Source organism: Synechococcus sp. NOUM97013, from assembly GCF_014279815.1.
Classification (GTDB): domain Bacteria; phylum Cyanobacteriota; class Cyanobacteriia; order PCC-6307; family Cyanobiaceae; genus Synechococcus_C.
The window spans coordinates 1173746-1196405 of record NZ_CP047941.1 but is presented as its reverse complement, the minus strand read 5'-3'; the positions used below and the strand labels follow the sequence as shown (position 1 = coordinate 1196405).

The window sequence follows — 22660 nt, the reverse complement described above, 5'->3', positions numbered from 1 at the left end:
ATGTCCAATTCACCGATCAACGTACAAGCACTCCAAGACCAACTCAACTCACTGGCGAAACGCGAGGGCATTTCTCAATGGGATCTCGGCGCTAGTCGCAGCTCCAGCGCATCGGTCCAAGTCGATCGTGGAGAACCAAAGCAGTTAAAAGCCTCACAACGAAGCTCCATCACGGTTCGTGTGTGGAATCAGCAGGGACTAGTAGGGATCACCAGCACATCTGATTTATCAGATTCAGGGCTCGAGAAAGCACTGATGGGTGCACATCAAGCCAGTGCATTTGGCAATCCCGATGACGTACCAGGATTCTCCCCGCTAGCAAAAGCTGACGTGCCTGAGCTGGATCGGCCCATGAAGGAGTCTCAAGGGATTCAAGTCTTGCTCGAGCAATTGCTTGATGCCGAAAAGGATCTGCTTGGACGCCATCCCGCCATCAATACTCTTCCTTACAACGCTCTTAATGAAGGAAGCAGTGAGCGGATCTATCTGAACAGTGACGGTGCTCTCCGCCAAGCTCAGCGCACACAAGCCACCGTTTACTTGATGGCTCGTGCTGAAGAAAATGGACGAAAACCAAGGAGTGGTGGAGCAGTACGGCTTGCACTGGGAAGTCGCGAGCTCGACTTGAGTGGCTGCATTGATGAGGCAGCAGAGCGCACGATCAGCCATTTGAATTACAAACCGATTGACACCGGTCGTTATCTGGTGTGCTTCACACCAGAAGCATTTCTCGATCTGATTGGTTCTTTTAGCAGCATGTTCAATGCTCGTGCTGTTCTCGACGGTGTGAGTCTCAGTAAACAAGATTCCATCGGGGAACAACTTGCAGTTCCGTTCTTCAATCTCACTGACAACGGTCTGCATCCGGCCCATATCGGGGCAATGCCATTTGACGGAGAAGGAACACCTACACGTCCATTGCCTTTGATCGGCAACGGAGAACTGAAAAACTTCCTCCACTCAGAGGCAACAGCGCGCCGTTTTGGTGTCACACCAACCGGTCATGCAGGTATGGGGGCCAAGGTCTCAGTAGGGCCTGATTGGTTTGAAATTACGCGTGCACCCGGCACGACCACAGACGCAGACCATCTCGATCACACCAACACGTCAGACACATTCGTCTTGGTGGAAAGTCTCAACGCTCTGCATGCAGGGGTGAAAGCAAGCCAAGGGGCGTTCTCACTTCCATTCGATGGATGGCTTGTCAACAATGGAGAACGAACGTCCATCGAAGCAGCCACAATCGCAGGTGATATCCGCGATGTGCTGAAGTCAATCGTTCAAATTGAGCGCACACCCGTTGTCACCCACGAAGGCGTTTGTCCGCATATCTGGGTGGATGGTCTTGCAATCACAGGTGACGCCTGAGCTCGAGCTAACTACTGCGACACAGCGATGAAGATCCTGTTCTGGGGCACTCCGACCTACGCAGTGCCCACCCTTGACGCTCTTTGCTCAGCGGGACATGAGATTGTCGGGGTCGTCACTCAGCCTGACCGTCGACGTGGTCGCGGTAAGCAACTGATCCCTTCACCGGTCAAAGCAAGAGCGCTCGAGTTAGGCCTAGAGGTATTCACACCCGAAAGGATTAGGAAAGACGTTCAGTGTCAGCAGGAGCTCGCAGCACTCGGTGCTGATCTGTCGGTTGTTGTTGCCTTCGGTCAAATCCTGCCGGCAAGTGTTCTTGAACAACCCCCGCGGGGATGCTGGAACGGACATGGTTCGTTGCTGCCCAGATGGCGTGGGGCAGGACCAATCCAATGGGCATTGCTCGAAGGCGATGAGCGCACCGGTGTTGGAGTCATGGCCATGGAAGAAGGCTTGGACACAGGGCCCGTCTTGATCGAGCGATCGATTGAGATCGGGTTGCTTGATGATGCGCAGGTTCTGGCAGAGCGCCTGAGCAAGCTCACAGCATCAATGATGTTGGATGCCATTCCCTTGATTGAGTCGGCTGGATTGGGCTGTGAATCAGAACGTTTAGCGAAGCTCAACGTGCGGCGACAAACCGAAGACCAGGCCTGCTACGCACGCATGCTCAAAAAAGAAGACTTCGTTGTGGATTGGTCGGATTCGGCACTCTCCATTCATCGAAAAGTGATGGGCCTATACCCAGGAGCTGTCACGCAATGGCGAGGCAAACGTTTGAAACTGATGGCTACAGAACCATTAATCGAAAGGTTGAGAGAAAATCTCAGCGATGATGCCAAGGCACTGGTTGGCCGTTGGCCAACAGGTCAGCAGCAGCCCGGCAAAGTTCTGGATGTAAATGCAGCTGGTGTTGTCGTCAGCAGTTCAGGTTGTCCTCTGTTGATCCGCGAAGCGCAATTGGAAGGGAAAAGCAGGAGCATTGGAAAGGTCCTTGGTCAACAACTCAATGCAAACACTGGCGACCAGATGGGCTGACGTTCAAGACGTCATCAGCCGCTCAAACATCAGCGGCTGCGTTTTCGAGACGGAGATTGAGAAGAGCGTCGATTGGTGCTGGATCCCGGACGCCGTCTTGGATTGCTGCCATGGTTGCGGCGTCCACCGCTGAGATCCAATGGTGGTGCCGTGAGAACAGTCGGTTCGAATCCATTGACTGTTTCCTTACGTAGAGCTTCTCCGGTTAATCGTTCAATCGCCTTGAGCAACAGAGCTTCTTCAGCTGCCACCAGCGAAATTGCATGACCAGTCTCCCCAGCTCTGCCTGTGCGGCCGATGCGATGAACATAATCCTCAGCAACATTGGGGAGGTCGAGATTCACGACATGGGGCAGTTGTTGAATATCAATGCCGCGAGCGGCAATGTCCGTAGCAACAAGAACACGCACATCACCTTGTTTGAAACCTTGGAGTGCACGAGTTCTCGCACCTTGACTTTTATTGCCGTGAATCGCAGCAGCAGCCAATCCCTCCTTATTCAATCGTTCTGCCACACGATTCGCTCCATACTTGGTGCGAGAAAAAACGAGGACCTGCTGCCAACCACCGGAGCGAATAAGGTGACTCAACAGATCAGGCTTGCGCTTCATATCGCAAGGGTGAACGACCTGATCAACTGAACGGGCGGTCTGGTTTTCTGGTGCAACCTGAATTTGCAGTGGCTTGTGAAGCAAGCCTGTCGCAAGCTTGCGGATCGGTGCACTGAATGTCGCAGAAAACAAAAGAGTTTGACGATGCTCAGGCAGTAAGCGAATCAACTTACGAATGTCATGGATGAAGCCCATGTCCAGCATGCGGTCTGCTTCGTCCAAGACAAGAGATTCGAGCCGATCAAACGCCACCATTCCCTGCTGGTGCAAATCAAGCAATCGGCCAGGCGTCGCAACAAGAACATCAACCCCATCTTTAAGACGGGCAATTTGTGGATTGATTTTGACCCCTCCAAACACCACATCACTACGCAAAGGCAGGTGTCGGCTGTAAGCACGCACATTCTCAAGCACTTGCGCAGCCAGCTCACGCGTCGGCGTCAGCACCAAAACTCTCACTTGCCGGCGTGTAGCGCGACGCCCATGTCGTAACCGTTCCAGCAAAGGAAGCGTGAAGCCAGCTGTCTTGCCGGTGCCAGTCTGTGCAGCTGCCATCACGTCGCGACCCTTGATCACGGCTGGAATGGCTTGCTCCTGAATCGGGGATGGGTGGCTATAGCCCTTCTCGCGTAAAGCCTTGAGCAGGGGTTCACCCAATCCGAGGTCATCGAAACAGGCCTGAGCGGATGTGGCGATAGGGGCTTGGCTGATCGTCGTGCTCCTGAATCCTTCACCCTAGGGGGCGGCGCAGACGCCCTTAATGAGAGCCGTAGAGCGCATGCGCCTGGATCCAGACCTGATCAAGCTGCTCATCGGTGAGGACAAGAGACTGTGGATGCATCACAGACAGCCACTCACGCCGTTGTTGGCGATCGTTGTTAACAAAGAAGCCGTCTTCGGCGGCGAGCACCCTGAACTTCAGGAACTCAAGCAAAACGGCCTTCGCACGTGCCTGAACAGTCGTAATCGGCGGCGCTTCCATCTAACTGATTTGCCAAACCGCATCGTCAGGAATGGCCGGAGCTGCGTGAAGGTCCACAGGCTCCTGTTGCGTGATGCGCCACTCAGGCACCCGTGTGTCTCGGTAGCTGCCGTGCTGGATCAACACACCTTCCTGTTCATCGGTGGTGGCATAAAACCCGCTCACCCAATGTGAGGGTTCGTTTAAGCCACCACGAAACCAAACCCAACAGCGCTCTCGCTTCATGGATGAACAGAAGACCGATGGGTGCAACGTTCGCACGGACCGTCAGGGAGAACTGCACAGCGAATCAATGGGCTACGTGCATTGAAACGGCAGTGGGGATCACCGATGACCCAACCATGACGGAACCAACGAGCATCATTGGGTTGAGCCTGAGCTTTGACCATCAAGATCACAGAACTCAATTGGTAAACCCCAGAGTGAAGTCGGTAGCGATGCCGTCGCTGCATCACGAAATAACTGGTGTCACCATGCAGAAACCATCGTCCGGGTTGAGGTGGCTCATCAAGTTCGACGCGATCAAGAACGTGTTCGCTGCCAGATTGTCGTAACTCCACCAACATTGATTACACCTCTTCAGCTGGTAATGAATCGCGACGTGAAAACCCCCAGATCAACAGGGACATCACAGACAGAAAAGTGAACAACTCGGATGGATGCAGGGTGGGCCATAGAAGCAACACCAAGAGTTTCAATCCCACAAAACCAACAGCGAGAAAGCCTGCTGTTTCAAGGCGCGGGTAAATCTGTAGCCACCGGATGAACAGACCAGAGGTAAATCTCAACGCAACCACTCCGATTAAAGCCCCGGTCACAACCAACAAAATCTGATCGCTGATCGCGACAGCTGCGGCAACACTGTCGATAGAAAATGCCAGGTCTGTGATTGCCAAGGTGAGTACTGTTCGCCCAAAGCTCACGCTGCCCGTCGTAGATACCTGATCGGCATCAGCTGCCTGGTCTGAAAGACTCTGAAAATAACGAATACAAAGCCAAAGTAAATAAAGCCCTGCAATGAGCTGAATGGGTGGAAAAGCAAGAACAAATTGAGCCAAAAGAATCAATGCAACCCGCAAACCAAAAGCCATGCCAATGCCAAGGTTGAGGGCGCGTCTCTCCAGGGTCGGGTCCTTCTGGCCACGTGCGATAGCCGCCAACGCGATGGCGTTGTCCGCGGAGAGCAGAAGCTCCAGACTGACGAGAACAGGCAGCAGCGGTAGCAGCTCACTCAGCTGATCGACACCGTCCATCCAGGCGGTGAGAGAAGGGAGAGCAGCTGTATCCATGGATGCAGCCTAGAAATATTGGACCTTCAACAGCGGAATGCAGACCCAATCCAAGCTTTGCCACCTCGATCAGGCCCGATGCGTGGTGCTGGTGGAAGGCTTTGAAGGAGATCGGTCCCTTGGAAGCGCTCTGGGCGAGGGGAGGACGGTGATGGAGGCCGAAGATCTCGCCATAGCTCGGTTGCAGCACCGTTGCGCTGGAACAACGGGTAACGCGCAGGGGCATCCACCGTCAGCTGAGCCTTCAGTCGAACATCAAGGTGAATCCAGAAAGCACACAGCAATCAGAAAAAATCCGATCGTGAGACAGCCACCGGCTCCAGCAGGTGAGGCACAGGAGAACATTTCGTCGACGACTTCGCAGATGTCGACACAGGAACAAGCCGAGGAACATGTGGGGGAAGCGAACCCAACACCCCAAGGGCATTCAACTAGCGCCACAAGGCCGTTGCCACCCAGTGAAGCGCCAACAGATCCAGACGACTGGAGTGAAGAACTGACTGCAATCGACTTGGAACTGCAAAGAATCGGATGGGATAGGGATAAGGAACGCATTTACCTGGAGCGAGCTTTTGGCCATGGCAGCAGGCATCGACTGACGCGATTCAACGATTTAGTCGCTTACCTCAAACGCTTACGTGACTTGCCACCGGGCAGTGATCCGCAACAGACTTCTGTGCCACTGCGAAGATCCGACCTCGTGAAACAAAGTGATGAAATCCTTCAACGACTGAATTGGCAGCAGGAACAAGCCAGAGAGTTCCTTAATCAGAATTTTCAAGCAACGTCAAGACAACAATTAAGCGATGAACAATTACTGACATTCAATATGTTGCTCGAGGAGCAACTGGTCGCCATACCAGGGCAATAGGGCTCTCAACCGCCTATTCCGTCACAATGGGCTCAGCGGGTAGCTTATAAGCGACTTTGGTCAACGCTAACAGCGAATAACGCATCAAAATAACCATGGCCTTAAGAAGAACACATCAATAAAACGGCAAAGAAGCTGATCAGAAGAAAACAGATCAACAATTCTCTTTGATTACCATGTAAATTTGCAATCAATTCATCAGCTATGAATCAAGAAAAACTCAATTCACCCATTGTCGTTGGCTATAGACCAATTGAATCATCACAAAGAAGGAACCGTTCAAATCATTGAAATAGCCTGTTGAAGACTTATTAGTCGCCTTGAACAATCTCGAAATGCGGTCGTAAAACACGATTCACAACCCAAGACATTTTTTCTCGAATCGGGGCGACAGGATTCGAACCTGCGACCTAGTGCTCCCAAAGCACCCGCGCTACCAAACTGCGCCACGCCCCGTCCAGTTCATTGTAGAGCTTCACGGGCTCGTCGGTAGAAGAGTTGGCTTTCAGTGCCTAGCCTGAGTCGAGCGAGTCGCTTTCCATGGATTGGACCCCAGGTGCTGTAGCCGCTTTACGTGAGCGACACGACCTGCCTTTCGTCAGGGCAGACTCAAATGGTTTGGTGGTGGAATTCAACCAGCGCTTCGAATTGATTTATGGATGGGACACCAAACTTGTTGGTCAAACCATCGGATTGATCCTCCCTCAGCAATTCAGGGAACTCCACCATGCTGGTTTTGCTCGCTTCAAACTCACCGAGTCATCAGAAGTTGTGAATCATCCCTTGGAGTTAGCAACGATCTGTGCTGACGGCTCTGTTATACGCAGCGAACATTTCATTGTAGCTGAAAAAGATGATCAAGAGGGTTGGAGTTTTGCAGCAACTTTGAGGCCTTTGGAAGGCCCCCATGGCTGCTGATCACTCCAATCAATCGAACCAGGAACCCAATGAACTCGTTGCGCAGTTGCGCCAGTCATTGGGTCTACTTCGTGTGGCTTTTGATGCCACCGAAGAAGCCATGCTCATTCTTGACGAGCATCAACAAGTTCGATGGGTGAACCGCGCTTCCGCTCAATGGCTCGGCAATGGCCTCGCGTTGCGACTCATTGGAAAGCCTATTCAACAGGTCGCATCTTTTCGTCACCCCGATCAACGAGATCTGCCCTACGAAGATCCTCAGCATCCATTGTCCCAAGCCAGACGCGGAGATGGCCAAATGCTGCTATCCATTCAACCTTTGTTGGTCAATGATGCACTTCAAACATCGAATGTTCAACGAATGGTGAGTTGGAAGCCAATCTCTGAGATCAGCGAGCCATATCTATTAATCATTTTTCGCGACCTAGATCCGCTTGAAAAAGCATTGCAGCAACAAAGATCCTTCATCAATAAACTCGCGCATGAGCTGCGCACCCCTCTTGCAATTATTAGTGGAAGTCTGAAACGACTTTCACGCTCTGGCTCTACCGATACATTGCCTCGACCACTTGAGGACGTTCGCAACGAGACCAGAAGAATGGTCAGCCTCGTGGACAAGCTTGTAGTCCTTTCCGAACTCGATACTGATCAGTTCTCATGGTCTTTTGAACACCATCCATTACGTGTATTCATAGAGCAATGGCTTGGTTCTTTAGACAGCACAAGAAGACGTTTTGTACTGGTTTCGATACCAGAGCAATGCCTATCGTGCGAAATCGAACTTGATCATTCTGCTTTTAGCAAAGTTATGAATCAGTTACTGGATAACACTCTGCGATTTAGCAAAAACGATCATCGTTTCGTGCTCCACGGAAACATGACAAACGACTGCATAGAACTCCTTGTGACCGACGGAGGCTCAACAACTACTTCTGATCTTTTTACTGACAACCTCTTTGATCGGTTTGTGAAACTTGAAGAAAACAGAAATCCCAGTCGTGGGGAGGGTAGTGGACTGGGCCTTGCCGTTGTCAAAGCTCTCGTAACAGGAATGAATGGAACGATTACAGCAAGACCAAAAACCAATCGAGGGCATGAAACTTACAGTGGTATCAAGATTTCAATGATTTTTCCAACCGCTCAAACCCTCAGTCCTGATTTGGCTTCCGATCAGGAAGATATTGATTGAGCAGTTCGGGTAAACGCTCAAAAAGATCCGGCTTCAAGATGTACTCCGATGCCCCATGCCTCATTACCTCTTGACGTTTGAGCTCGTCACTCAAAGCCGTCACAACGAGAATTGGAGCTCTGCAAGGTATGTCTTCAAGTGCTTTTAAGCAACTCATGCCATCCATGCCAGGCATCATCAAGTCGAGAAGAATGAGATCAAACTGATCATGTTTGATCAACTCGAGCAGCTCCTCAGCGGATGTGCATGGGACCGGGTGCACACCCTCATCGACGAGTTCTTCCTGAATCAGAGTTCGCAGGCGGTGGTCATCATCAACCACAGCAACACGTGCACAACCGTCCATCAGCCAGATCGAAGGCTCCCTCCATGATGAAGCAATGGTTGGGCGTATGGGTCGCCTGAGATTCGAACTCAGGACCAATCGGTTAAAAGCCGAGTGCTCTACCGCTGAGCTAGCGACCCGCCTGCCGAACGGAACAGTGTTCCGCGTCAGGGTGTGCCATCAGGCACCTCAAAAAAGTATCACCCAGACGATCCTTCGTCCAAGAGGATCGGCATTGAACGGTTCACAGCAACGCTCGAGACACCCTCGAAATGCCGTTCTGACCTGATGAATGCTTTGGCTTCCGCACCGGCGAGCAGCAGTGAATGCTGTCGATGAGGCCTGCACAGTCTCCTCTTGAATTCTTTTCGTGCATCCAGAGCCCGTCCTATGACCGTTCCATCCGCTCAAGCCAACTCTCTGGCCACATCACCACGCATCGATCCCACCGCTTGGGTGGCGGAGACAGCGGTCGTCATGGGTGACGTTCAAATGGCGGCAGGTTCCAGCCTTTGGCCAACAGCAGTGGCCAGAGCCGACATGGCGCCCATCGCGATTGGTCAACGCAGCAACGTTCAGGACGGTGCTGTTCTGCACGGCGATCCTGGCCAGGGAGTGTTGATTGGCTCCGACGTCACAATTGGGCATCGTGCTGTCGTGCATGGATGCACGCTGCAAGACGGCTGCCTTGTGGGAATTGGAGCGATCGTGCTGAATGGAGTGACGGTTGGTGAGGGGTCCCTTGTGGCTGCCGGGGCTGTTGTGACCCGCGATGTTCCGGCTCGCTCCCTTGTGGCAGGTGTGCCAGCCACTGTGAAACGAGTCCTCACAGACCAAGAAGTGAACGACCAACGCGACCATGCAGCGCATTACGCCGACTTAGCCCGAGCTTGGTCACAATTGCTGCAAAACCAAACGGACTGACCGTGTCTGTCGTGAGCGGCGCCCGCAGTCCTTAAGATCACCCCACCATCCCTACAAACCATGGATCTCCGGCTCGTCCTCGTGGCTTCCCCCATCCTTCTGGCACTGGGCTGGGCAGCCTTCAACATCAGCAGGGCTGCAGTGGGTCAGCTTCAGATGATGCTGAAGCGCAGCCGCGCCTGAATTCGGAACGCATTCTCAACCGATCGATAGGGTTGAGATTGGTTGTCATCGCTCGCCTTGGACGAAACTTCGGTTGTTGTCATCGGTGCCGGTCTTGCTGGCACGGAAGCGGCCTGGCAAGTTGCACAAGCTGGTGTTCGTGTCCATCTCGTTGAGATGCGTCCACAGAAGCGCTCACCGGCCCATCACAGCAGTGAATTCGCGGAGCTTGTGTGCAGCAACAGCTTCGGAGCATTAAGCAGTGACCGGGCTGCAGGTTTGCTGCAAGAAGAGCTTCGGCGCCTCGGATCTCTGGTCATCCGAACAGCAGATACCCATGCTGTTCCTGCTGGCGGAGCTTTGGCTGTTGACCGCGGGCGCTACAGCGCTGCTCTAACGGCAGCGCTCGAACAGCATCCGCTTGTCTCTGTTGAGCGGCGCGAGCAGATGGCCTTGCCGGATCCAAGCCAGATCACAGTCTTGGCGACAGGACCACTCACCAGTGAAAACCTGGCCGAAGACCTGCGCGCCTTCACGGGACGTGATGACTGTCACTTCTTTGATGCAGCCAGTCCAATCGTTGATGGCGAAACCATCGACATGGAAAGGGCATTCCGCGCCAGTCGCTACGACAAGGGCGATGCGGACTACATCAACTGCCCGATGAATCCGGCTGAGTATCACGCCTTTCGTGATGCACTGCTTGCTGCGGAGCAAGCCGAACTGAAGGATTTTGAGAAGGACAATGCAACGTTCTTCGAAGGCTGTTTACCGATCGAAGAACTCGCCCGTCGTGGCGAGGACACCATGCGCTACGGCCCTCTGAAACCGATCGGCTTGTGGGACCCACGCTGGGGCGACGTCAATGACCGAGATGTCCGGCGTGCCAAGCGTGCCTATGCCGTCGTGCAGTTACGGCAGGAAGACAAGGACGGTCGCCTTTGGAACCTTGTGGGTTTTCAGACGAATCTCAAGTGGGGCGAGCAGAAACGTGTGCTTCGCATGATTCCAGGACTCGAACAGGCCGAGTTCGTTCGCTTTGGTGTGATGCACCGCAATACGTTTCTGGAAGCACCAGAACTGCTGCAGCCCACACTTCAGTTCAAACGCCGAGAGCGACTGCTCGCCGCCGGCCAGATCACGGGCACCGAGGGGTACGCTGCGGCTGTAGCTGGGGGGTGGCTGGCTGGGACCAACGCTGCACGGCTGGCCAAAGGGCAAGCACCGATCGACCTTCCACCAACCTGCATGATTGGCGCGTTGACGCATTTCATCAGCGAAGCGCCATCCGGCAAGTTTCAACCGATGCCTCCCAATTTCGGCCTACTGCCTGCGTTGCCGGAACGGATTCGGGATAAAAGGCGACGCTATGGGGCCTACCGGGACAGGGCTCTGCAGGATCTCCTGCTAGCAACGGAGAAGCAAGGCTCTGTTCATGTCGCCTGTCCGGCCTGAAGATCGTTTGATTGAGCATCGCTCCCTCAGGATCGGTGTTCTCGCCAGCGCACTGATGGCAGTCGCAGGCATCGCTGTCCATGTGATCTCAGGCTCCTATGCGCTGCTCTTGGATGGTCTCTATTCCGCGGTGATGGTCGGCTCTGGACTGGTCGCCGCAAGAATCAGCCGCAATGTGGTGCGGCCTCCAGATCGTGCTTATCCCTATGGCTATGACGGTCAGGAAGCCCTGTATGTCCTGTTCCGGTCGTTGTTGTTAATTGGGGTTCTTTCGTTCGCGGCTGTTTCAGCATTCAGCACAGTGATCGACTACAGCTTTGGCCAACCCGTGACAACGGTTCGCCTTGGTCCAGTTGCCTGGTATTCCATTGCCATGGTTGCCAGTTGCTGGGGTTTGGCATGGCGTCATCACCGCGATTGGCAACGGACGGGCTGTCAATCACAGATTCTTTTGACAGAGGCCAAGGCAGCACGACTGGACGGTTTGATCAGCGGACTCACAGGCCTGGCCCTGCTTGGGGCCCCGCTGCTCACGGGAACCATGCTGTCCGACCTGATTCCCATCACGGATTCACTCCTCGTGCTGGTGGTGAGTCTTGTGGTGTTGCGAGAACCGCTTCAGGGATTCATCACAGCCCTGAGCCAGGCTGCTGGAGCTTCGGCGGAAACCGAATTGATTCGCAGCACGCGCTTAGCCCTGGAGGATCTTCTTGCGGGATTGTCCTGCTGGCTGCTCGATCTCACTGTTTATCAGGTTGGCCGCACCGCCTTTGTTGTGGTGTATCTCAACCCGAGTCAGCCCATGGATGGTGGAGCCATTGACCTGATTCGCGATCGAATCCAGGAACGTTGCCAGGACCTGCTGGCTCAACCTGTCCGGACAGAGGTGATCCTGACGGCGACACCACCCTTCGCTGCTGCTGGAGTTTCCTAGGGTTTAAACCTCAAGAAAGAGCTAACGCGTGACCGTGAGTGCGAACCCTGAATGGGATGTGATCGTCATCGGGTCAGGTATTGGAGGATTGGTCACCGCCTCTCAGTTGGCCGCAAAAGGTGCCAAAACGCTGGTTCTTGAGCGCTATCTGATCCCCGGTGGTTCGGGAGGCAGCTTCAAGCGTGATGGCTTCACGTTTGATGTCGGCGCTTCCATGATCTTTGGCTTCGGCGAGCATGGACACACCAACCTGCTCACACGCGCGCTTGCGGACGTAGGGCAGTCGTGTGAAACCATTCCCGACCCTGTGCAACTGGAATACCACTTGCCCAATGGGCTCACCATGGCTGTGGACCGGGATTACGACAGCTTCATCGCCCGCATGAGCGATCGTTTTCCCCACGAAGCCGAGGGCATCCAAGCTTTTTACGACACCTGTTGGCAGGTTTTCCGCTGTTTGGATGCCATGCCATTGCTCTCGCTGGAAGATCCGGCCTATCTCGCCAAGGTGTTCTTCAAAGCGCCGCTCGCCTGCCTAGGGCTGGCGCGCTGGTTGCCATTCAATGTTGGCGACGTGGCGCGAAAGCACATCCAAGACCAGGAATTGCTGCGCCTGATCGATATGGAGTGTTTCTGTTGGTCCGTGATGCCGGCTGATCGAACGCCGATGATCAATGCCGGAATGGTCTTTTCGGATCGCCACGCGGGTGGAATCAACTATCCAAAGGGTGGTGTCGGCAGAATCGCCGAGAAATTGGTTGCCGGCCTTGAAGCTCACGGCGGATCCATTCGCTATGGATCCCGTGTGACGGACGTGATTGTGGAGAACGGCAGGGCTGTCGGCGTTCAGCTCGCTGACGGAGAAACGATCCAGGCAAAACGCATTGTCAGCAATGCCACCCGCTGGGACACGTTTGCGGGAGAAGGCTCCCCAAAACGCACCCTTGTGGGCCAACAAGACACGCCCAAAGCTGAATCCACCTGGCGCAGGCGCTATCAACCGTCGAGCTCGTTTCTTTCACTCCATTTGGGCGTGCGCGCCGATGTGATTCCTGAAGGATTCCACTGTCATCACTTACTGCTCGAGGACTGGGACGATCTTGAGGCTGAGCAGGGGGTGATCTTCGTTTCAATCCCGACGTTGCTTGATCCTTCTCTTGCACCCGAAGGCCGACACATCGTCCACACCTTCACGATGAGTGATATCAACCCCTGGTCCCAGTTGTCACCGACGGACTACAAGCGCAAGAAACACCAGGATGCCGCGCGTTTGATCAAACGACTTGAAGCCATCTTGCCGGGTCTTGGCGAGGCGGTTGAGCTCCAGGAAATTGGCACGCCTCGCACCCACCGTCGGTTCCTTGGTCGGATGGGTGGAACTTACGGACCAATCCCAGCAACGCAATTGCCCGGCTTACTTCCGATGCCCTTCAATCGAACCGGTCTCAGCGGTTTGTATTGCGTCGGTGATTCCTGTTTTCCGGGTCAAGGGCTTAATGCCGTTGCCTTCAGTGGTTATGCCTGCAGCCACCGCATTGGAGCTGATCTCGGTCTGAACGCGTGGGCGCTTCCTGCCTGAATGACCACCGCATCCTTGCAACTGGTCTGCTTAAGGTTTCGTTGAAGGATTGAACATCATGTCTTCGGCACCACAACCCAGTTCTGCTGATTTAGCCCGTTATCTGGAAAGTCGTGGTGAGCTAAGCAAACCTTGGATGCTTCAGATGCTCCGCCTGACCAAGCTCAAGGAGTCGCGAGATCAGATGACCCCTGAGAAATACCTTCAAGCCCTGCAGGAAGCGCATGCAGATCTGATGCGTCTCGGTGATTTTTGGAAAGGGCGAGAAGCCGAAGTTTTCAATGGCGACTATCGACCGAATGACGTGATTGAGCCCTTGCCAGGCTCTCCAGACGACCGCTGAACCATGGCTGAATCTGTTAAAGACCAGTTCCGACTTTCACCCTTGATTCGTGGAACCTTGGTGTGTGTGTATCTGGCACTGGTCTTTCCTCTGCCCTTGATGGCCCCCGTCGATCTGCAACCCATGCTTTGGATTGCAGCCCCCATTGGTTTGGCCTTGGTGTTGGCCATGCTCAGTGAACAAGTCTCTGTGGATCAATCTGGAATTCATGTGGGGCATCCGGTCTGGTGCCGCTGGTTGCTGCGTCGAGGCTGGTCGCTGCGCTGGGAAGAGGTCAAACGCCTGGTGCCTGTCGGCACTAGCCAGGGAGGAACGGTTTACTACATCAAAACCTTGGGACATGGTCATCGACTGCTTCCTCAACGCCTGGAACGGTTTGACCAATTCCTCTCGATTCTTCAAAAACAGACTGGCCTCGATACCGCTTCGATTGGTCGGCTGACACCACCCTGGACCTACCAGCTGTTGTTCAGTCTTGCCTTGGCCATGCTTGCGACCGAAGTGGCCGTTGCTCTGGCACTTCAGTTGAAGTGGCTGGTCATTCCCATGGGCATTCCAGGCTGATCAAGCCAATGCTCGGATCTACCGCTGGGTTGACATCGATGATTTGAAAAAGGTTGTGGTTGCTTAGAGGTTCCGCGCCATCGGTGCAATGGAGAACCTGTCCCATCCACCAATCCTGGCTGCACTGGACTCCAAGCATGGCCTCGTTCTGCACAATCACCAGCTGGCCAGGCTTGACGTTCAAAAAGACCGCCCTGTGGCTATTTATTCGGGAAGGTTGTCAAGACTGAATCGGTAACCCTGCTGTCGAACCGTGGTGATCCCGCCACCTTCACCGAGACCAGCCTGCTCAAGCTTGCGACGCAAAGTTAAGACCTGGGTGTCGACGGAACGGGGACCGCCACTGAACGGAGGCCAGGCCATGCGCAGCAGTTCCTGACGACTCCGAACCATCCCCGGCGGCATCAAGAGAGCGCACAGCAGTGCGAATTCGCGTGGGCTGAGTTCAACGGGCTGCTCACGCAAGGTGACTTGCCGAAGCAAGACGTGCACTTCAAGTGGCCCAACAGTCACTCGCTCCTGAAGGCCACTCCGACCACGCTTGAGCAGCGTGCGACAACGTGCTGCCAGTTCCTCAAGACCAAACGGTTTGCGCAAGACGTCGTCCGCGCCATCGTCGAGTAGACCCACAACGGGCTCAGCACCGCTCCGTGCCGTCAGCACAATCACGGGACAACGCAACTGCTGACCAAGCCTCAGAGCTGAACTTTGTTCAAGCAGTTCTGCGCTTACAAGCAGGTCTGGAGCCTGTTCCTGACAGAGCTCAAGAGCTTCTGCGCAAGACGAAACAGCTGCCGTGAGGTGGCCATCCTGGCGAAGGCGCTGAACCAGAACCGTCCTCAAGGTCGGATGGGGTTCAACCACGAGGATCCTTGCAGGTTCGCGAGCCGCGGGGGAAGGCGCACTTTGCTGCTGTACCGGAGCCTGACCGGATCCATGAATCAGAAGATCGTGGGAGGAAGAGGTCACACGGCATCCAAATGTCGCCTTACGCTAAGCCCATTCCTCTGGCACGCTGGTAGCAGAGGCTGCCGTCCTCAACAAAGATGACATTCCTTCAGCACCCGGAAGCAATCCGCCACTTCCAGGCACTGTGTGATGCCTGCCAGGAGCTGACCACGCGCTACCACGGCCCGTCAGAACTGCGACTCTACGCAGATGGCTACCTGCATGCATTACGCAGAACCGGTGATCTGGATCCAAGGGAAATGGGCAAGTTGGAACTGCTGATCGAACGTTGGATCCTTGATCCATCCAGCTTCATCGGACCCGATGGAGACGTCAGAACCCTCTACGAGCATCCCAACCAGTACTGATCTCTGCATTCGGCATGGCCATCAATCGCCATTCGCTCGAAAGGGTCCTGAGCGTCCCAGTCGAAGGCGGTGATATCGAAATCAGGCTCTACATACCCCATACAGATCCAGAGCGATCGCGAACGGCATTGCTGCTGACCCACGGCGGACCAGGGGGTTCCAGTATCGGTCTCTATGACGCCCTGCACGAACTGGCCGACCAGAGGCCTCTGATTTTTTACGACCAACTGGGGTCGTTTACGTCTCCGGCAGCACTGTTGCCTGAGCAGATGACGCTGAACCGCTTCGCTTCTGAGCCCTTAGCGATTCTCAATCAGCTCGGAATTGAGCGAGCCGCACTGCTGGGTCATTCCTGGGGAGGAAGTGTGATGGCGCAGTTTTGCCTGAATCATCCCGAACGCGTCAGTGCTTTGGTGCTCTCGTCTCCCCTGCTATCAACACGGCGCTGGGTTGAAGATTGCAATGCGCTTGTCGATGAAATTCATGCGGAATTGGGCGTTATCGATGACGTCGGCACTGAATTCGACAAGCGGCATTTTTCAAGGAAAAGTCATTCAACTAACACACTGAATGCAGAACGTCGGCGAACCAACGGATCCCTCTACAACCAGATGTGGGGGCAGAGTGAATTTGAGCATTCAGGCGTACTTGGAGATCTTGATCTCTTCCCGAATTTGAGTCAACTCTCAGTTCCGACCCTATTGATATGCGGTGAGCACGACACAGCAACACCAGGAACTTTGCAAGATGCGAAAGTTCAGATAGGAAACGAAGCACAACTGACAATCTTGCCTGATGCAGGCCATAAGACCTACATCGACGGCAATGATGAATACATTGATGCAGTCAGCAAATTCCTGAGTTCAGAGATTAGCTCGCAAGAGCAATGTCGAGCTTTTCCTTGAGGGTACCGTCGTTATACATCTCAATGAGAATGTCTGAACCCCCCATAAATTCACCTTGAACGTAAACCTGAGGAATGGTGGGCCAATCAGAAAATTCTTTGATCCCCTGGCGAATCTCCATATCTGAGAGAACATCAAAGGTTTCAAAGCTGATGCCCAGCGCATTGAGGATCTGAACCACATTGTTCGAAAACCCACACTGCGGCATCAACTTGGTCCCCTTCATGAAGACGAAGACAGGGCTCGACTTGATCAGGCTTTCAATTCGGGTTTTCGTCTGAGTGTCCATTTTGAAAAAGTTTTAGGGTGAAGAATTCAGGACGGTGTCGAAGTGTTCAATGCCAAAGCATGAATCGCTTCCGTAGCAAGCTCTTCCTTAAGAGCCCGGTACACCAACTGGTGCTGACGGATTTTGTTCAGACCATCAAAAGCCGCGGACACCACACTGACCTGGAGGTGATCTCCGCCACCTGTGAGATCCTCAACGCTCACTTGAGCGTCCGGGATGGCACGACGGATCGCGGAGCAGACGGCGTCCGGCTGGACCATGAACTCACTGAGTGAACTGCCCTGATGCTGGCAGATGGTGGCCAATGCCGCCTGGCATCACGGCTGAGCACTGGCCCCACGGTATGGGGTTTCAACAAATCCAAGTTCAATCAAGCTCTGGTAAGCCTTTTGGCCTTCCGGTTTGGCGGGAGTCATCAGACGAACAACCTCGACCAACACTGGGACAGCGATTTCCGGTTGGCCTTGGCGGCGGAAGAGGGCTGCAAGACGGAGATTGGACTGGGCCAAAAGGGCAAGCGCTTCACGACCTTTGGTATCCATCTCGCGCGGAATCCGGGCATCGAGGCCTCGGAAAGCACCGGATAAATCGCGATAAAAGGCCAGCAACTGCTTGGAGGCTGTTCTGGCGTTGTCGTAGTCCTTCTTGGCTTGCGCAAGGTTGCCCGCTGCCACGGCGGCATCACCGCGTTCGATCAAGGCCTCAACAGCTGAAACGTTGAAACCAGAGCCAGTCGAAGCAAGGACCTTGGTGGCTGAATTGGAGGCGTCCGACGCCGACTGCGCCATGGCTGGACTGGCGATCAAGCCTGCCGTCAGGGCTAACGCTGAACAGAAAAGGCGTGAACGCATGGAACCAATTTTCATTGCGCGGACTTTACGTGCAATGGAGTGGTCGATTGATGCACTCCCGGGCCGCTTGTTCAGCCGTATGCATGCTGGCCGCCAGTTCGTGGTTGAAACGGAGGGTCTCTTCTTTCCCTTTTCCTTGCACAGTCAGTGCAGGACCGAAGCAGATGGCCGAACGACTACGCGGACCAGGTCGTGCAGGGTTGTAGGCAAGTCCCACTGGCACAACCTGCACGTTCACACCATGGCGATGCGCCAGCTGAGCAAGACGCACCAAGCCTTGTTCGAGCTTGATCGGTTCATCAGTGCGATTGATCCGACCTTCGGGAAAGACCACCAGTTGCTGTCCGCTTTCGAGCAGATCCAGGGCAAAACGAAGGGTGGTTAGCGAAGGTTTCTGTTGATCCACGGCGAAACAACCCAGGCGGTGGAGAAACCATCCCTGCAGTCCTGACATTTCGGTGCGCGTGACCATGAAACGACAATCACGACCGGTCACTCGACGCCCAGCAGCCATCGGGATCATCAGCGCGTCCCAACGAGCTCGATGGGTAGGCGCCAACAAAACGGGACCTTGTTTCGGGAGATTTTCAGCACCGAGCACGATGCGATCACGCAGGTAATGCAAAGCCACGTCCTGAGTGAGGAACATGGCCAAAGGGGCCCAGAACGGATTGATATCCGTTTCAAGGGCTGATGCACGTGTCGCCAGGCTGCTGGACACCGCCGCGGTCCGAACTTCCACTCCTTAAAAAGTACCGGTGAGAATCCGGCTGGATCCAATCGGCTGGGCAGTTGATCCTGCGGCCGTCACACAGGTGGAACTGAATAGGATTCAGAGCCAGTCGGAAACGCGTCGTGGCCAGCCTTGGGGTGAATATTGACCATATCGCCAACGTGCGCCAGGCCAGGCGCACCGTCGAACCTGATCCAGTTCCCATGGCACTCCTTGCGGAACTAGGGGGAGCCGATGGCATCACCGTTCACCTGCGTGAAGACAGGCGCCACATCCAAGACAGAGACGTTGAACTGCTGAAGCAAACGGTGCGCAGCCGTTTGAACCTCGAAATGGCTGCGACAGAGGAGATGGTCTCGATTGCGCTGCGCATCCAACCCGACATGGTGACGCTCGTGCCGGAACGACGCGAGGAAGTCACAACCGAAGGCGGCCTCGATGTAGCAACGCAGCTGGGAACTCTCAGCAAGATGATCCAGCGACTGCAGACGGCTGGAATCCCTGTAAGCCTGTTCGTGGATCCCGATCCAGTCCAACTGAAAGCCTGTGCTGAGACAGGCGCACGCTGGGTTGAACTCCACACAGGCACCTACGCGGAAGCCGAATGGCAAAAACAACCGCAGGAATTGGCAAGACTGACAGAGGCCACTGCATCGGCTCGGTCAATGGGACTGAGGGTGAACGCGGGCCATGGCCTGACTTATCAGAACGTGGAACCCATCGCGGCCATCGAGGGGATGGAGGAGCTGAACATCGGTCACACCATCATTGCGAGGGCCCTGGCTGTAGGCCTGAAAGCTGCTGTGAGTGAAATGCGGGCTTTGATACAGAATCCCCGTCGTGAGCCCTTGTTTGGAAGCTGAGCGCCATGACCACCTATCACTTCGTTGCCGCAAGCGAACGCTTTCTGACTCAGGAAGAGCCGCTTGAGGAAGTTCTAAAAGAACGACGTCGCCATTACGCCGAAGAGAACAAGGAGATTGATTTCTGGCTGGTTCGGCAACCTGCATTCCTGAACAGTCCAGCGTTGTCTGGAATCAAGGACCAACTACCCCAACCGGCTGCAGCAGTCGTATCCACAGATGCCAACTTCATCACCTTCATGAAGCTGCGACTTGAGTTTGTGCTTGAAGGGAAATTCGAAGCACCCACGGATGCAATCCCTGATCCGCTGGCATCGGTCAGCTGAAACGACGCAGATCTGTCTGCGCAAGGCTCACCGTTAGCGGCAATACTCCAGTCAATGCACCAACCGAGACTGGTGCATTGACCATTCCAAGGCGGCCATCCAATTAACACAGAGATGCGTCACGCTGTACACGCTGGCATTGGCTAGAGCAAAGCAGCACGGCGGACAACAGGACAAATGGTCTGACCAGAGCTAAAAAAGCTTTGCACTGACCGATGGTTATGGAGTCTCGCGACGAACAAGACAACCTTGTTGAACTCAGCCCTGAATTGGTGGCAATGCTGGACAAGCGACAGCGTGAGTGGGGGACTAGCAGCAGAGGGGAAGTGGTGGAAATGTTGCTGGGCTGGATGAAAAAAAAGACAGCCTAAGCTGGGTTTCAATAATTACACAAACCTTTTAGGCAGTGAAGTTTAAAGCTAATCACTTCGTTTTTGCATCAATCTGCCATTATTCGATCAAACCAGTTGAAACTCAACGCTTGATCTCACTGATCAAACGATCACCACTGTTCCAAGATATTCCAGTCAAAGTGACATGAGCATGCCAACATGAATCAGTCCTTTCAATCACCGATTCACTCAGTAGCCATTGCTCTATTGGCGATGGCTGTGATTGTGTTAGCAATCAAAGAACCAAGAGATTGCGTGAATCCGTCGAATGAAGTGAATGCATCAAATGCACCATCAGCGCCGGCAGCATCAGGAAGAAATCCAGCATCGCCACAACGGGAACTGCGGAAATTCTGAGACTCAAAAAGAGCACATCCAAATCAACAAATCTGGTTGAATAATGGCCAAGACGTGACAACGCGATTAACCGAGTACAGAATCTGACACCTTGGTGTGATCTTTTGCCATTTGAGCTCGCACCCAGCAGCAAAAACGAATAGACCTAACAACCACAAGGTCGACTCATAAAAATGAGCCAAGCAAACGGTCTTAATCTTCTGATTCGTCTATTCAGCATCTAGATCTGAATTCATTGCGGCCAAATGACCCGACCTTCTGCAACAGTTCATCTTGCAGTTCAATCGAAATCAATTACGAATGGCTCATCTCTTGATTTAATTAAGGATTGTTTTGTTTCATTCCCGACAATCCGTGCAAATTGACTCTAGAAAGCATGTGCCTAGTTTTAGTCGGTTGCATTTTCTTATCATCTTGGCATTGCTCGGCCCAAAAAGCCTGAGATCTTGGCTCATGAACGACCGTTGAGAGAATCAGGGACATTGTGGGACGACTCTCAGTGATTTAATCAATAAATATTGACATTTTAGATAGAAAATCTATAACGCACCTTAATGCTCAATTAAGATTGATCAGATCAATTCCTGATGGGGATTTGTGACAACGGCAGAAGGAACCTGCCCGGCACAGGCCAAACATCCTCCATTGATCCGATAAGGAGCGAGGTGATTTCGCAAGCAACGGGTGCCTCGGAAAAACAGAACCTCTCCCAGTTCCCGGGCATGGGCATCCGTTAACGGCATCCTCAACCAGGTACTAGGAACCTGACCAATCAGCTGTTCTCGGTTCCGTTTTGCCTGTTCGCGACGCTCTGCCTCCTCACGATCGTTCTTCGCATAGACACCTTCAACCTGCAGTTCTTTTGAACATTCGAGACAGGCCGTCACCACAGGCTTACGCCGCGTTGTGTTGTGTGAAAGCTTGTCACTGGGGACTTCTCTTTCTCGACCACAAACACAACGACACCACCAATAGGCATTACCACCCTTCGTTCTGCGATCTGATGGCCTCACCACAGTAAGACGACCATAGATTTCGCCGACACGGTTTCTTGGCTTGGAAGGCATCAGAGGGTCTCAATCTTGGGGATAGAAAAGAGTCACAGGCTTCTTAGGAATCGACTGAGCGTCGGCCCCAAGGCCGAGGCCATAACACAACAACCAAAAAAGCAATGATCGAGCCAATGAATGACTCAGTCAAACGAAGCAAGGCATTGACCATGGGATTCAATGCTGAATCCAGACTTGCTGTCACCATCACCACAAGAACCGTGATAGCGGACAGTCGGCTGGAGCTCGGCCTGTTCAATGTTGTGCAGATGAGACCAGTGATCAGAACAGAAAGACCCAATCCAATGGCGCTAAATTTAAAGAATGAAAGATATAGACCGCTGACCAGAGCACCAATAGCAGATCCGATGATCCTGAGGAATGCGGAGCTGGTGGTTTCGCGCCGAGTTGCCTGAATCACCACGACCACTGAGATAGCTGACCACAAACCTCCAATCTTCGGAAGATAATCAGGAAATAAACTCGTAAAATGAAAGCCAATCCAGTAGGCCAGTAATGCTCCCAATGCCAATTGGGCAGAGAGCATCAGTTGCTCATTCCGTGTCTGTCGCTTCTTTGCTGGATTAGCCAATTCGCGTTCCACCGATCGACATCAGAACAAATAATTTCAACGACACTAAAGCAAAAATCATCGTTCAACAACTGATTTGTCTTGGTTCAACAAGAGCAACTCTGCAGATCACAACAGAAGATCGCAAAGTGCCGTTAGGAAAAGAGAATGACCGCGAGTGGAAGACATTTCACGGATCCTGAATCCACGCCTGCTGTTCCACAGACCAGGACGCAATCCAATGAACAAAACCAGCACAGCAAAGCTGACCCTGTGCAGTAACAATGACAACGGCAGGCTTGTGGATCAACCCGTGATGATCAGTCATCGACAGATCATCATGGAAATTCTCACGGCTCTAGCGATCCTTCCCTTTCTTGCAGCTCTGGTGGTCGGAGCCCGTGAAGCGGAAGACGAGCAGGCGTGAGTTGTGGCACCAAACGCAGCTCCATGGCT

At 53.6% G+C, this 22660-nt stretch carries 32 protein-coding genes and 2 tRNA genes; 18 read left to right on the top strand and 16 right to left on the bottom strand.

The genetic code is table 11. From position 1 onward, the window contains the following. Both SynNOUM97013_RS06295 and fmt read left to right on the top strand, forming a co-directional pair. Window positions 1–1368 carry a TldD/PmbA family protein gene (locus tag SynNOUM97013_RS06295; protein ID WP_186481246.1) on the top strand — a complete coding sequence of 456 codons (1368 nt, stop codon included), beginning with the start codon at window positions 1–3 and terminating at the stop codon, window positions 1366–1368. A gap of 27 nt (window positions 1369–1395) precedes the next feature. Beyond that, window positions 1396–2406, top strand: a complete 1011-nt coding sequence (gene fmt, locus SynNOUM97013_RS06290) for a methionyl-tRNA formyltransferase (RefSeq protein ID WP_186481245.1) — start codon at window positions 1396–1398, stop codon at window positions 2404–2406. A 29-nt stretch (window positions 2407–2435) separates the two neighbouring features. Here fmt and SynNOUM97013_RS06285 read toward each other — a convergent pair whose 3' ends face one another. From SynNOUM97013_RS06285 to SynNOUM97013_RS06270, 5 genes are all read right to left on the bottom strand, one after another. Beyond that, window positions 2436–3572, bottom strand: coding sequence for a DEAD/DEAH box helicase (locus tag SynNOUM97013_RS06285; RefSeq protein ID WP_370586456.1), 1137 nt, complete (start codon window positions 3570–3572; stop codon window positions 2436–2438). 202 nt (window positions 3573–3774) lie between these two features. After that, window positions 3775–3999, bottom strand: a complete 225-nt coding sequence (locus tag SynNOUM97013_RS06280; RefSeq protein WP_186481243.1) for a hypothetical protein — start codon at window positions 3997–3999, stop codon at window positions 3775–3777. Next, a complete protein-coding gene (locus tag SynNOUM97013_RS06275; RefSeq protein ID WP_186481242.1) occupies window positions 4000–4224 on the bottom strand; it encodes a hypothetical protein in 225 nt (74 codons plus the stop codon). After that, entirely contained in the window at window positions 4221–4565 is a 345-nt protein-coding gene (locus SynNOUM97013_RS13640) for a DUF6464 family protein (protein WP_222929840.1), read from the bottom strand. Before SynNOUM97013_RS13640 ends, SynNOUM97013_RS06275 begins: the two co-directional genes overlap by 4 nt. A gap of 3 nt (window positions 4566–4568) precedes the next feature. Next, the gene (locus SynNOUM97013_RS06270) at window positions 4569–5288 is read right to left on the bottom strand and encodes a DUF475 domain-containing protein (RefSeq protein WP_186481241.1); all 720 of its coding nucleotides are present in this window, start codon (window positions 5286–5288) and stop codon (window positions 4569–4571) included. A gap of 37 nt (window positions 5289–5325) precedes the next feature. Here SynNOUM97013_RS06270 and SynNOUM97013_RS06265 point away from each other — a divergent pair, with 37 nt between their 5' ends. Continuing rightward, window positions 5326–6159 (top strand): hypothetical protein, encoded by an 834-nt coding sequence (locus SynNOUM97013_RS06265; RefSeq protein ID WP_186481240.1) that lies wholly within the window; start codon window positions 5326–5328, stop codon window positions 6157–6159. 382 nt (window positions 6160–6541) lie between these two features. Here the strand turns inward: SynNOUM97013_RS06265 and SynNOUM97013_RS06260 are convergent. Beyond that, a tRNA-Pro gene (locus SynNOUM97013_RS06260) sits at window positions 6542–6615 on the bottom strand. Window positions 6616–6699: 84 nt separating this feature from the next. On the opposite strand from SynNOUM97013_RS06260, the gene SynNOUM97013_RS06255 reads away from it, so the two are divergent. Both SynNOUM97013_RS06255 and SynNOUM97013_RS06250 read left to right on the top strand, forming a co-directional pair. Next, window positions 6700–7077 (top strand): PAS domain S-box protein, encoded by a 378-nt coding sequence (locus SynNOUM97013_RS06255; RefSeq protein WP_186481239.1) that lies wholly within the window; start codon window positions 6700–6702, stop codon window positions 7075–7077. Beyond that, complete coding sequence (locus SynNOUM97013_RS06250; protein WP_186481238.1) at window positions 7067–8266, top strand: histidine kinase dimerization/phospho-acceptor domain-containing protein; 1200 nt, start codon at window positions 7067–7069, stop codon at window positions 8264–8266. Before SynNOUM97013_RS06255 ends, SynNOUM97013_RS06250 begins: the two co-directional genes overlap by 11 nt. Here the strand turns inward: SynNOUM97013_RS06250 and SynNOUM97013_RS06245 are convergent. Both SynNOUM97013_RS06245 and SynNOUM97013_RS06240 read right to left on the bottom strand, forming a co-directional pair. Further along, window positions 8226–8612, bottom strand: a complete 387-nt coding sequence (locus SynNOUM97013_RS06245) for a response regulator (RefSeq protein ID WP_186481237.1) — start codon at window positions 8610–8612, stop codon at window positions 8226–8228. The genes SynNOUM97013_RS06250 and SynNOUM97013_RS06245 overlap by 41 nt on opposite strands. A 47-nt stretch (window positions 8613–8659) precedes the next feature. Next, window positions 8660–8731 (bottom strand) — tRNA-Lys (locus SynNOUM97013_RS06240). 250 nt (window positions 8732–8981) lie between these two features. Here SynNOUM97013_RS06240 and SynNOUM97013_RS06235 point away from each other — a divergent pair. The 7 genes from SynNOUM97013_RS06235 to SynNOUM97013_RS06205 are packed head-to-tail and all read left to right on the top strand — an operon-like array spanning window position 8982 to window position 14552. Beyond that, complete coding sequence (locus SynNOUM97013_RS06235) at window positions 8982–9515, top strand: gamma carbonic anhydrase family protein (RefSeq protein WP_186481236.1); 534 nt, start codon at window positions 8982–8984, stop codon at window positions 9513–9515. A 60-nt stretch (window positions 9516–9575) separates the two neighbouring features. Further along, window positions 9576–9698 (top strand): photosystem II protein Y, encoded by a 123-nt coding sequence (locus SynNOUM97013_RS06230; protein WP_186468849.1) that lies wholly within the window; start codon window positions 9576–9578, stop codon window positions 9696–9698. Between the two features lie 57 nt (window positions 9699–9755). Beyond that, window positions 9756–11132 (top strand): FADH(2)-oxidizing methylenetetrahydrofolate--tRNA-(uracil(54)-C(5))-methyltransferase TrmFO, encoded by a 1377-nt coding sequence (gene trmFO / locus SynNOUM97013_RS06225; RefSeq protein WP_186481235.1) that lies wholly within the window; start codon window positions 9756–9758, stop codon window positions 11130–11132. Continuing rightward, window positions 11113–12066 (top strand): cation transporter, encoded by a 954-nt coding sequence (locus SynNOUM97013_RS06220; RefSeq protein ID WP_186481234.1) that lies wholly within the window; start codon window positions 11113–11115, stop codon window positions 12064–12066. Before trmFO ends, SynNOUM97013_RS06220 begins: the two co-directional genes overlap by 20 nt. 28 nt (window positions 12067–12094) lie before the next feature. Further along, window positions 12095–13645, top strand: a complete 1551-nt coding sequence (gene crtH / locus SynNOUM97013_RS06215; RefSeq protein ID WP_255443040.1) for a carotenoid isomerase — start codon at window positions 12095–12097, stop codon at window positions 13643–13645. A 58-nt stretch (window positions 13646–13703) separates the two neighbouring features. Continuing rightward, on the top strand, window positions 13704–13988 hold the full coding sequence (locus tag SynNOUM97013_RS06210; protein ID WP_186481233.1) for a hypothetical protein: 285 nt from the start codon (window positions 13704–13706) through the stop codon (window positions 13986–13988). Window positions 13989–13991: 3 nt separating this feature from the next. Then, the gene (locus SynNOUM97013_RS06205) at window positions 13992–14552 is read left to right on the top strand and encodes a hypothetical protein (RefSeq protein WP_186481232.1); all 561 of its coding nucleotides are present in this window, start codon (window positions 13992–13994) and stop codon (window positions 14550–14552) included. Here SynNOUM97013_RS06205 and SynNOUM97013_RS13850 read toward each other — a convergent pair. Next, complete coding sequence (locus SynNOUM97013_RS13850) at window positions 14527–14736, bottom strand: DUF3104 domain-containing protein (RefSeq protein ID WP_186481231.1); 210 nt, start codon at window positions 14734–14736, stop codon at window positions 14527–14529. The genes SynNOUM97013_RS06205 and SynNOUM97013_RS13850 overlap by 26 nt on opposite strands. Before the next feature lie 20 nt (window positions 14737–14756). Then, a complete protein-coding gene (locus tag SynNOUM97013_RS06195; protein ID WP_370586455.1) occupies window positions 14757–15521 on the bottom strand; it encodes a response regulator transcription factor in 765 nt (254 codons plus the stop codon). A gap of 77 nt (window positions 15522–15598) precedes the next feature. Between SynNOUM97013_RS06195 and SynNOUM97013_RS06190 the strand changes: the two genes are divergently transcribed. Together SynNOUM97013_RS06190 and SynNOUM97013_RS06185 are read left to right on the top strand one after the other, a co-directional pair. Further along, window positions 15599–15868, top strand: coding sequence for a DUF6761 family protein (locus tag SynNOUM97013_RS06190; protein WP_186481230.1), 270 nt, complete (start codon window positions 15599–15601; stop codon window positions 15866–15868). Between the two features lie 14 nt (window positions 15869–15882). Beyond that, window positions 15883–16773 (top strand): alpha/beta fold hydrolase, encoded by an 891-nt coding sequence (locus tag SynNOUM97013_RS06185; protein WP_186481229.1) that lies wholly within the window; start codon window positions 15883–15885, stop codon window positions 16771–16773. Here the strand turns inward: SynNOUM97013_RS06185 and grxD are convergent. From grxD to SynNOUM97013_RS06165, 4 genes are read right to left on the bottom strand one after another with little or no spacing between them, the layout of a single operon-like run. Further along, the gene (gene grxD, locus SynNOUM97013_RS06180) at window positions 16739–17062 is read right to left on the bottom strand and encodes a Grx4 family monothiol glutaredoxin (RefSeq protein WP_186481228.1); all 324 of its coding nucleotides are present in this window, start codon (window positions 17060–17062) and stop codon (window positions 16739–16741) included. The two genes, SynNOUM97013_RS06185 and grxD, sit on opposite strands and share 35 nt — an antisense overlap. A 26-nt stretch (window positions 17063–17088) precedes the next feature. Further along, complete coding sequence (locus SynNOUM97013_RS06175; RefSeq protein ID WP_186481227.1) at window positions 17089–17322, bottom strand: BolA family protein; 234 nt, start codon at window positions 17320–17322, stop codon at window positions 17089–17091. 57 nt (window positions 17323–17379) lie between these two features. Then, window positions 17380–17913, bottom strand: coding sequence for a hypothetical protein (locus SynNOUM97013_RS06170; protein WP_186481226.1), 534 nt, complete (start codon window positions 17911–17913; stop codon window positions 17380–17382). 25 nt (window positions 17914–17938) lie between these two features. Then, the gene (locus SynNOUM97013_RS06165; RefSeq protein WP_255443080.1) at window positions 17939–18634 is read right to left on the bottom strand and encodes a 1-acyl-sn-glycerol-3-phosphate acyltransferase; all 696 of its coding nucleotides are present in this window, start codon (window positions 18632–18634) and stop codon (window positions 17939–17941) included. A 134-nt stretch (window positions 18635–18768) separates the two neighbouring features. Here SynNOUM97013_RS06165 and SynNOUM97013_RS06160 point away from each other — a divergent pair, with 134 nt between their 5' ends. The 3 genes from SynNOUM97013_RS06160 (at window position 18769) to SynNOUM97013_RS06150 (ending at window position 20584) form a co-directional block, all read left to right on the top strand. Continuing rightward, window positions 18769–19509: a pyridoxine 5'-phosphate synthase gene (locus SynNOUM97013_RS06160; protein WP_186481225.1), complete on the top strand. Its 741-nt coding sequence runs from the start codon at window positions 18769–18771 to the stop codon at window positions 19507–19509. A gap of 5 nt (window positions 19510–19514) precedes the next feature. After that, entirely contained in the window at window positions 19515–19835 is a 321-nt protein-coding gene (locus SynNOUM97013_RS06155) for an MgPME-cyclase complex family protein (protein ID WP_186481224.1), read from the top strand. Window positions 19836–20386: 551 nt separating this feature from the next. Next, complete coding sequence (locus SynNOUM97013_RS06150) at window positions 20387–20584, top strand: hypothetical protein (protein ID WP_186481223.1); 198 nt, start codon at window positions 20387–20389, stop codon at window positions 20582–20584. Between the two features lie 572 nt (window positions 20585–21156). Here SynNOUM97013_RS06150 and SynNOUM97013_RS13635 read toward each other — a convergent pair. Further along, the gene (locus SynNOUM97013_RS13635; protein ID WP_222929839.1) at window positions 21157–21651 is read right to left on the bottom strand and encodes an early protein (E6); all 495 of its coding nucleotides are present in this window, start codon (window positions 21649–21651) and stop codon (window positions 21157–21159) included. A 43-nt stretch (window positions 21652–21694) separates the two neighbouring features. Beyond that, entirely contained in the window at window positions 21695–22237 is a 543-nt protein-coding gene (locus tag SynNOUM97013_RS06145; RefSeq protein WP_222929838.1) for an aromatic acid exporter family protein, read from the bottom strand. 208 nt (window positions 22238–22445) lie between these two features. Here SynNOUM97013_RS06145 and SynNOUM97013_RS06140 point away from each other — a divergent pair, with 208 nt between their 5' ends. Beyond that, window positions 22446–22631, top strand: a complete 186-nt coding sequence (locus SynNOUM97013_RS06140; RefSeq protein ID WP_222929837.1) for a hypothetical protein — start codon at window positions 22446–22448, stop codon at window positions 22629–22631. Window positions 22632–22660: the final 29 nt, after the last annotated feature.

Bases quoted from the DNA above. Each gene is read 5' to 3' on its own strand.
- SynNOUM97013_RS06295 (WP_186481246.1), top strand. From the start codon at position 1: ATGTCCAATTCACCGATCAACGTACAAGCACTCCAAGACCAACTCAAC.
- fmt (WP_186481245.1), top strand. From the start codon at position 1,396: ATGAAGATCCTGTTCTGGGGCACTCCGACCTACGCAGTGCCCACCCTT.
- SynNOUM97013_RS06285 (WP_370586456.1), bottom strand. From the start codon at position 3,572: ATGGCAGCTGCACAGACTGGCACCGGCAAGACAGCTGGCTTCACGCTT.
- SynNOUM97013_RS06280 (WP_186481243.1), bottom strand. From the start codon at position 3,999: ATGGAAGCGCCGCCGATTACGACTGTTCAGGCACGTGCGAAGGCCGTT.
- SynNOUM97013_RS06275 (WP_186481242.1), bottom strand. From the start codon at position 4,224: ATGAAGCGAGAGCGCTGTTGGGTTTGGTTTCGTGGTGGCTTAAACGAA.
- SynNOUM97013_RS13640 (WP_222929840.1), bottom strand. From the start codon at position 4,565: ATGTTGGTGGAGTTACGACAATCTGGCAGCGAACACGTTCTTGATCGC.
- SynNOUM97013_RS06270 (WP_186481241.1), bottom strand. From the start codon at position 5,288: ATGGATACAGCTGCTCTCCCTTCTCTCACCGCCTGGATGGACGGTGTC.
- SynNOUM97013_RS06265 (WP_186481240.1), top strand. From the start codon at position 5,326: ATGCAGACCCAATCCAAGCTTTGCCACCTCGATCAGGCCCGATGCGTG.
- SynNOUM97013_RS06255 (WP_186481239.1), top strand. From the start codon at position 6,700: ATGGATTGGACCCCAGGTGCTGTAGCCGCTTTACGTGAGCGACACGAC.
- SynNOUM97013_RS06250 (WP_186481238.1), top strand. From the start codon at position 7,067: ATGGCTGCTGATCACTCCAATCAATCGAACCAGGAACCCAATGAACTC.
- SynNOUM97013_RS06245 (WP_186481237.1), bottom strand. From the start codon at position 8,612: ATGGACGGTTGTGCACGTGTTGCTGTGGTTGATGATGACCACCGCCTG.
- SynNOUM97013_RS06235 (WP_186481236.1), top strand. From the start codon at position 8,982: ATGACCGTTCCATCCGCTCAAGCCAACTCTCTGGCCACATCACCACGC.
- SynNOUM97013_RS06230 (WP_186468849.1), top strand. From the start codon at position 9,576: ATGGATCTCCGGCTCGTCCTCGTGGCTTCCCCCATCCTTCTGGCACTG.
- SynNOUM97013_RS06220 (WP_186481234.1), top strand. From the start codon at position 11,113: ATGTCGCCTGTCCGGCCTGAAGATCGTTTGATTGAGCATCGCTCCCTC.
- SynNOUM97013_RS06210 (WP_186481233.1), top strand. From the start codon at position 13,704: ATGTCTTCGGCACCACAACCCAGTTCTGCTGATTTAGCCCGTTATCTG.
- SynNOUM97013_RS06205 (WP_186481232.1), top strand. From the start codon at position 13,992: ATGGCTGAATCTGTTAAAGACCAGTTCCGACTTTCACCCTTGATTCGT.
- SynNOUM97013_RS06190 (WP_186481230.1), top strand. From the start codon at position 15,599: ATGACATTCCTTCAGCACCCGGAAGCAATCCGCCACTTCCAGGCACTG.
- SynNOUM97013_RS06185 (WP_186481229.1), top strand. From the start codon at position 15,883: ATGGCCATCAATCGCCATTCGCTCGAAAGGGTCCTGAGCGTCCCAGTC.
- grxD (WP_186481228.1), bottom strand. From the start codon at position 17,062: ATGGACACTCAGACGAAAACCCGAATTGAAAGCCTGATCAAGTCGAGC.
- SynNOUM97013_RS06175 (WP_186481227.1), bottom strand. From the start codon at position 17,322: ATGGTCCAGCCGGACGCCGTCTGCTCCGCGATCCGTCGTGCCATCCCG.
- SynNOUM97013_RS06170 (WP_186481226.1), bottom strand. From the start codon at position 17,913: ATGCGTTCACGCCTTTTCTGTTCAGCGTTAGCCCTGACGGCAGGCTTG.
- SynNOUM97013_RS06155 (WP_186481224.1), top strand. From the start codon at position 19,515: ATGACCACCTATCACTTCGTTGCCGCAAGCGAACGCTTTCTGACTCAG.
- SynNOUM97013_RS06150 (WP_186481223.1), top strand. From the start codon at position 20,387: ATGAATCAGTCCTTTCAATCACCGATTCACTCAGTAGCCATTGCTCTA.
- SynNOUM97013_RS13635 (WP_222929839.1), bottom strand. From the start codon at position 21,651: ATGCCTTCCAAGCCAAGAAACCGTGTCGGCGAAATCTATGGTCGTCTT.
- SynNOUM97013_RS06140 (WP_222929837.1), top strand. From the start codon at position 22,446: ATGAACAAAACCAGCACAGCAAAGCTGACCCTGTGCAGTAACAATGAC.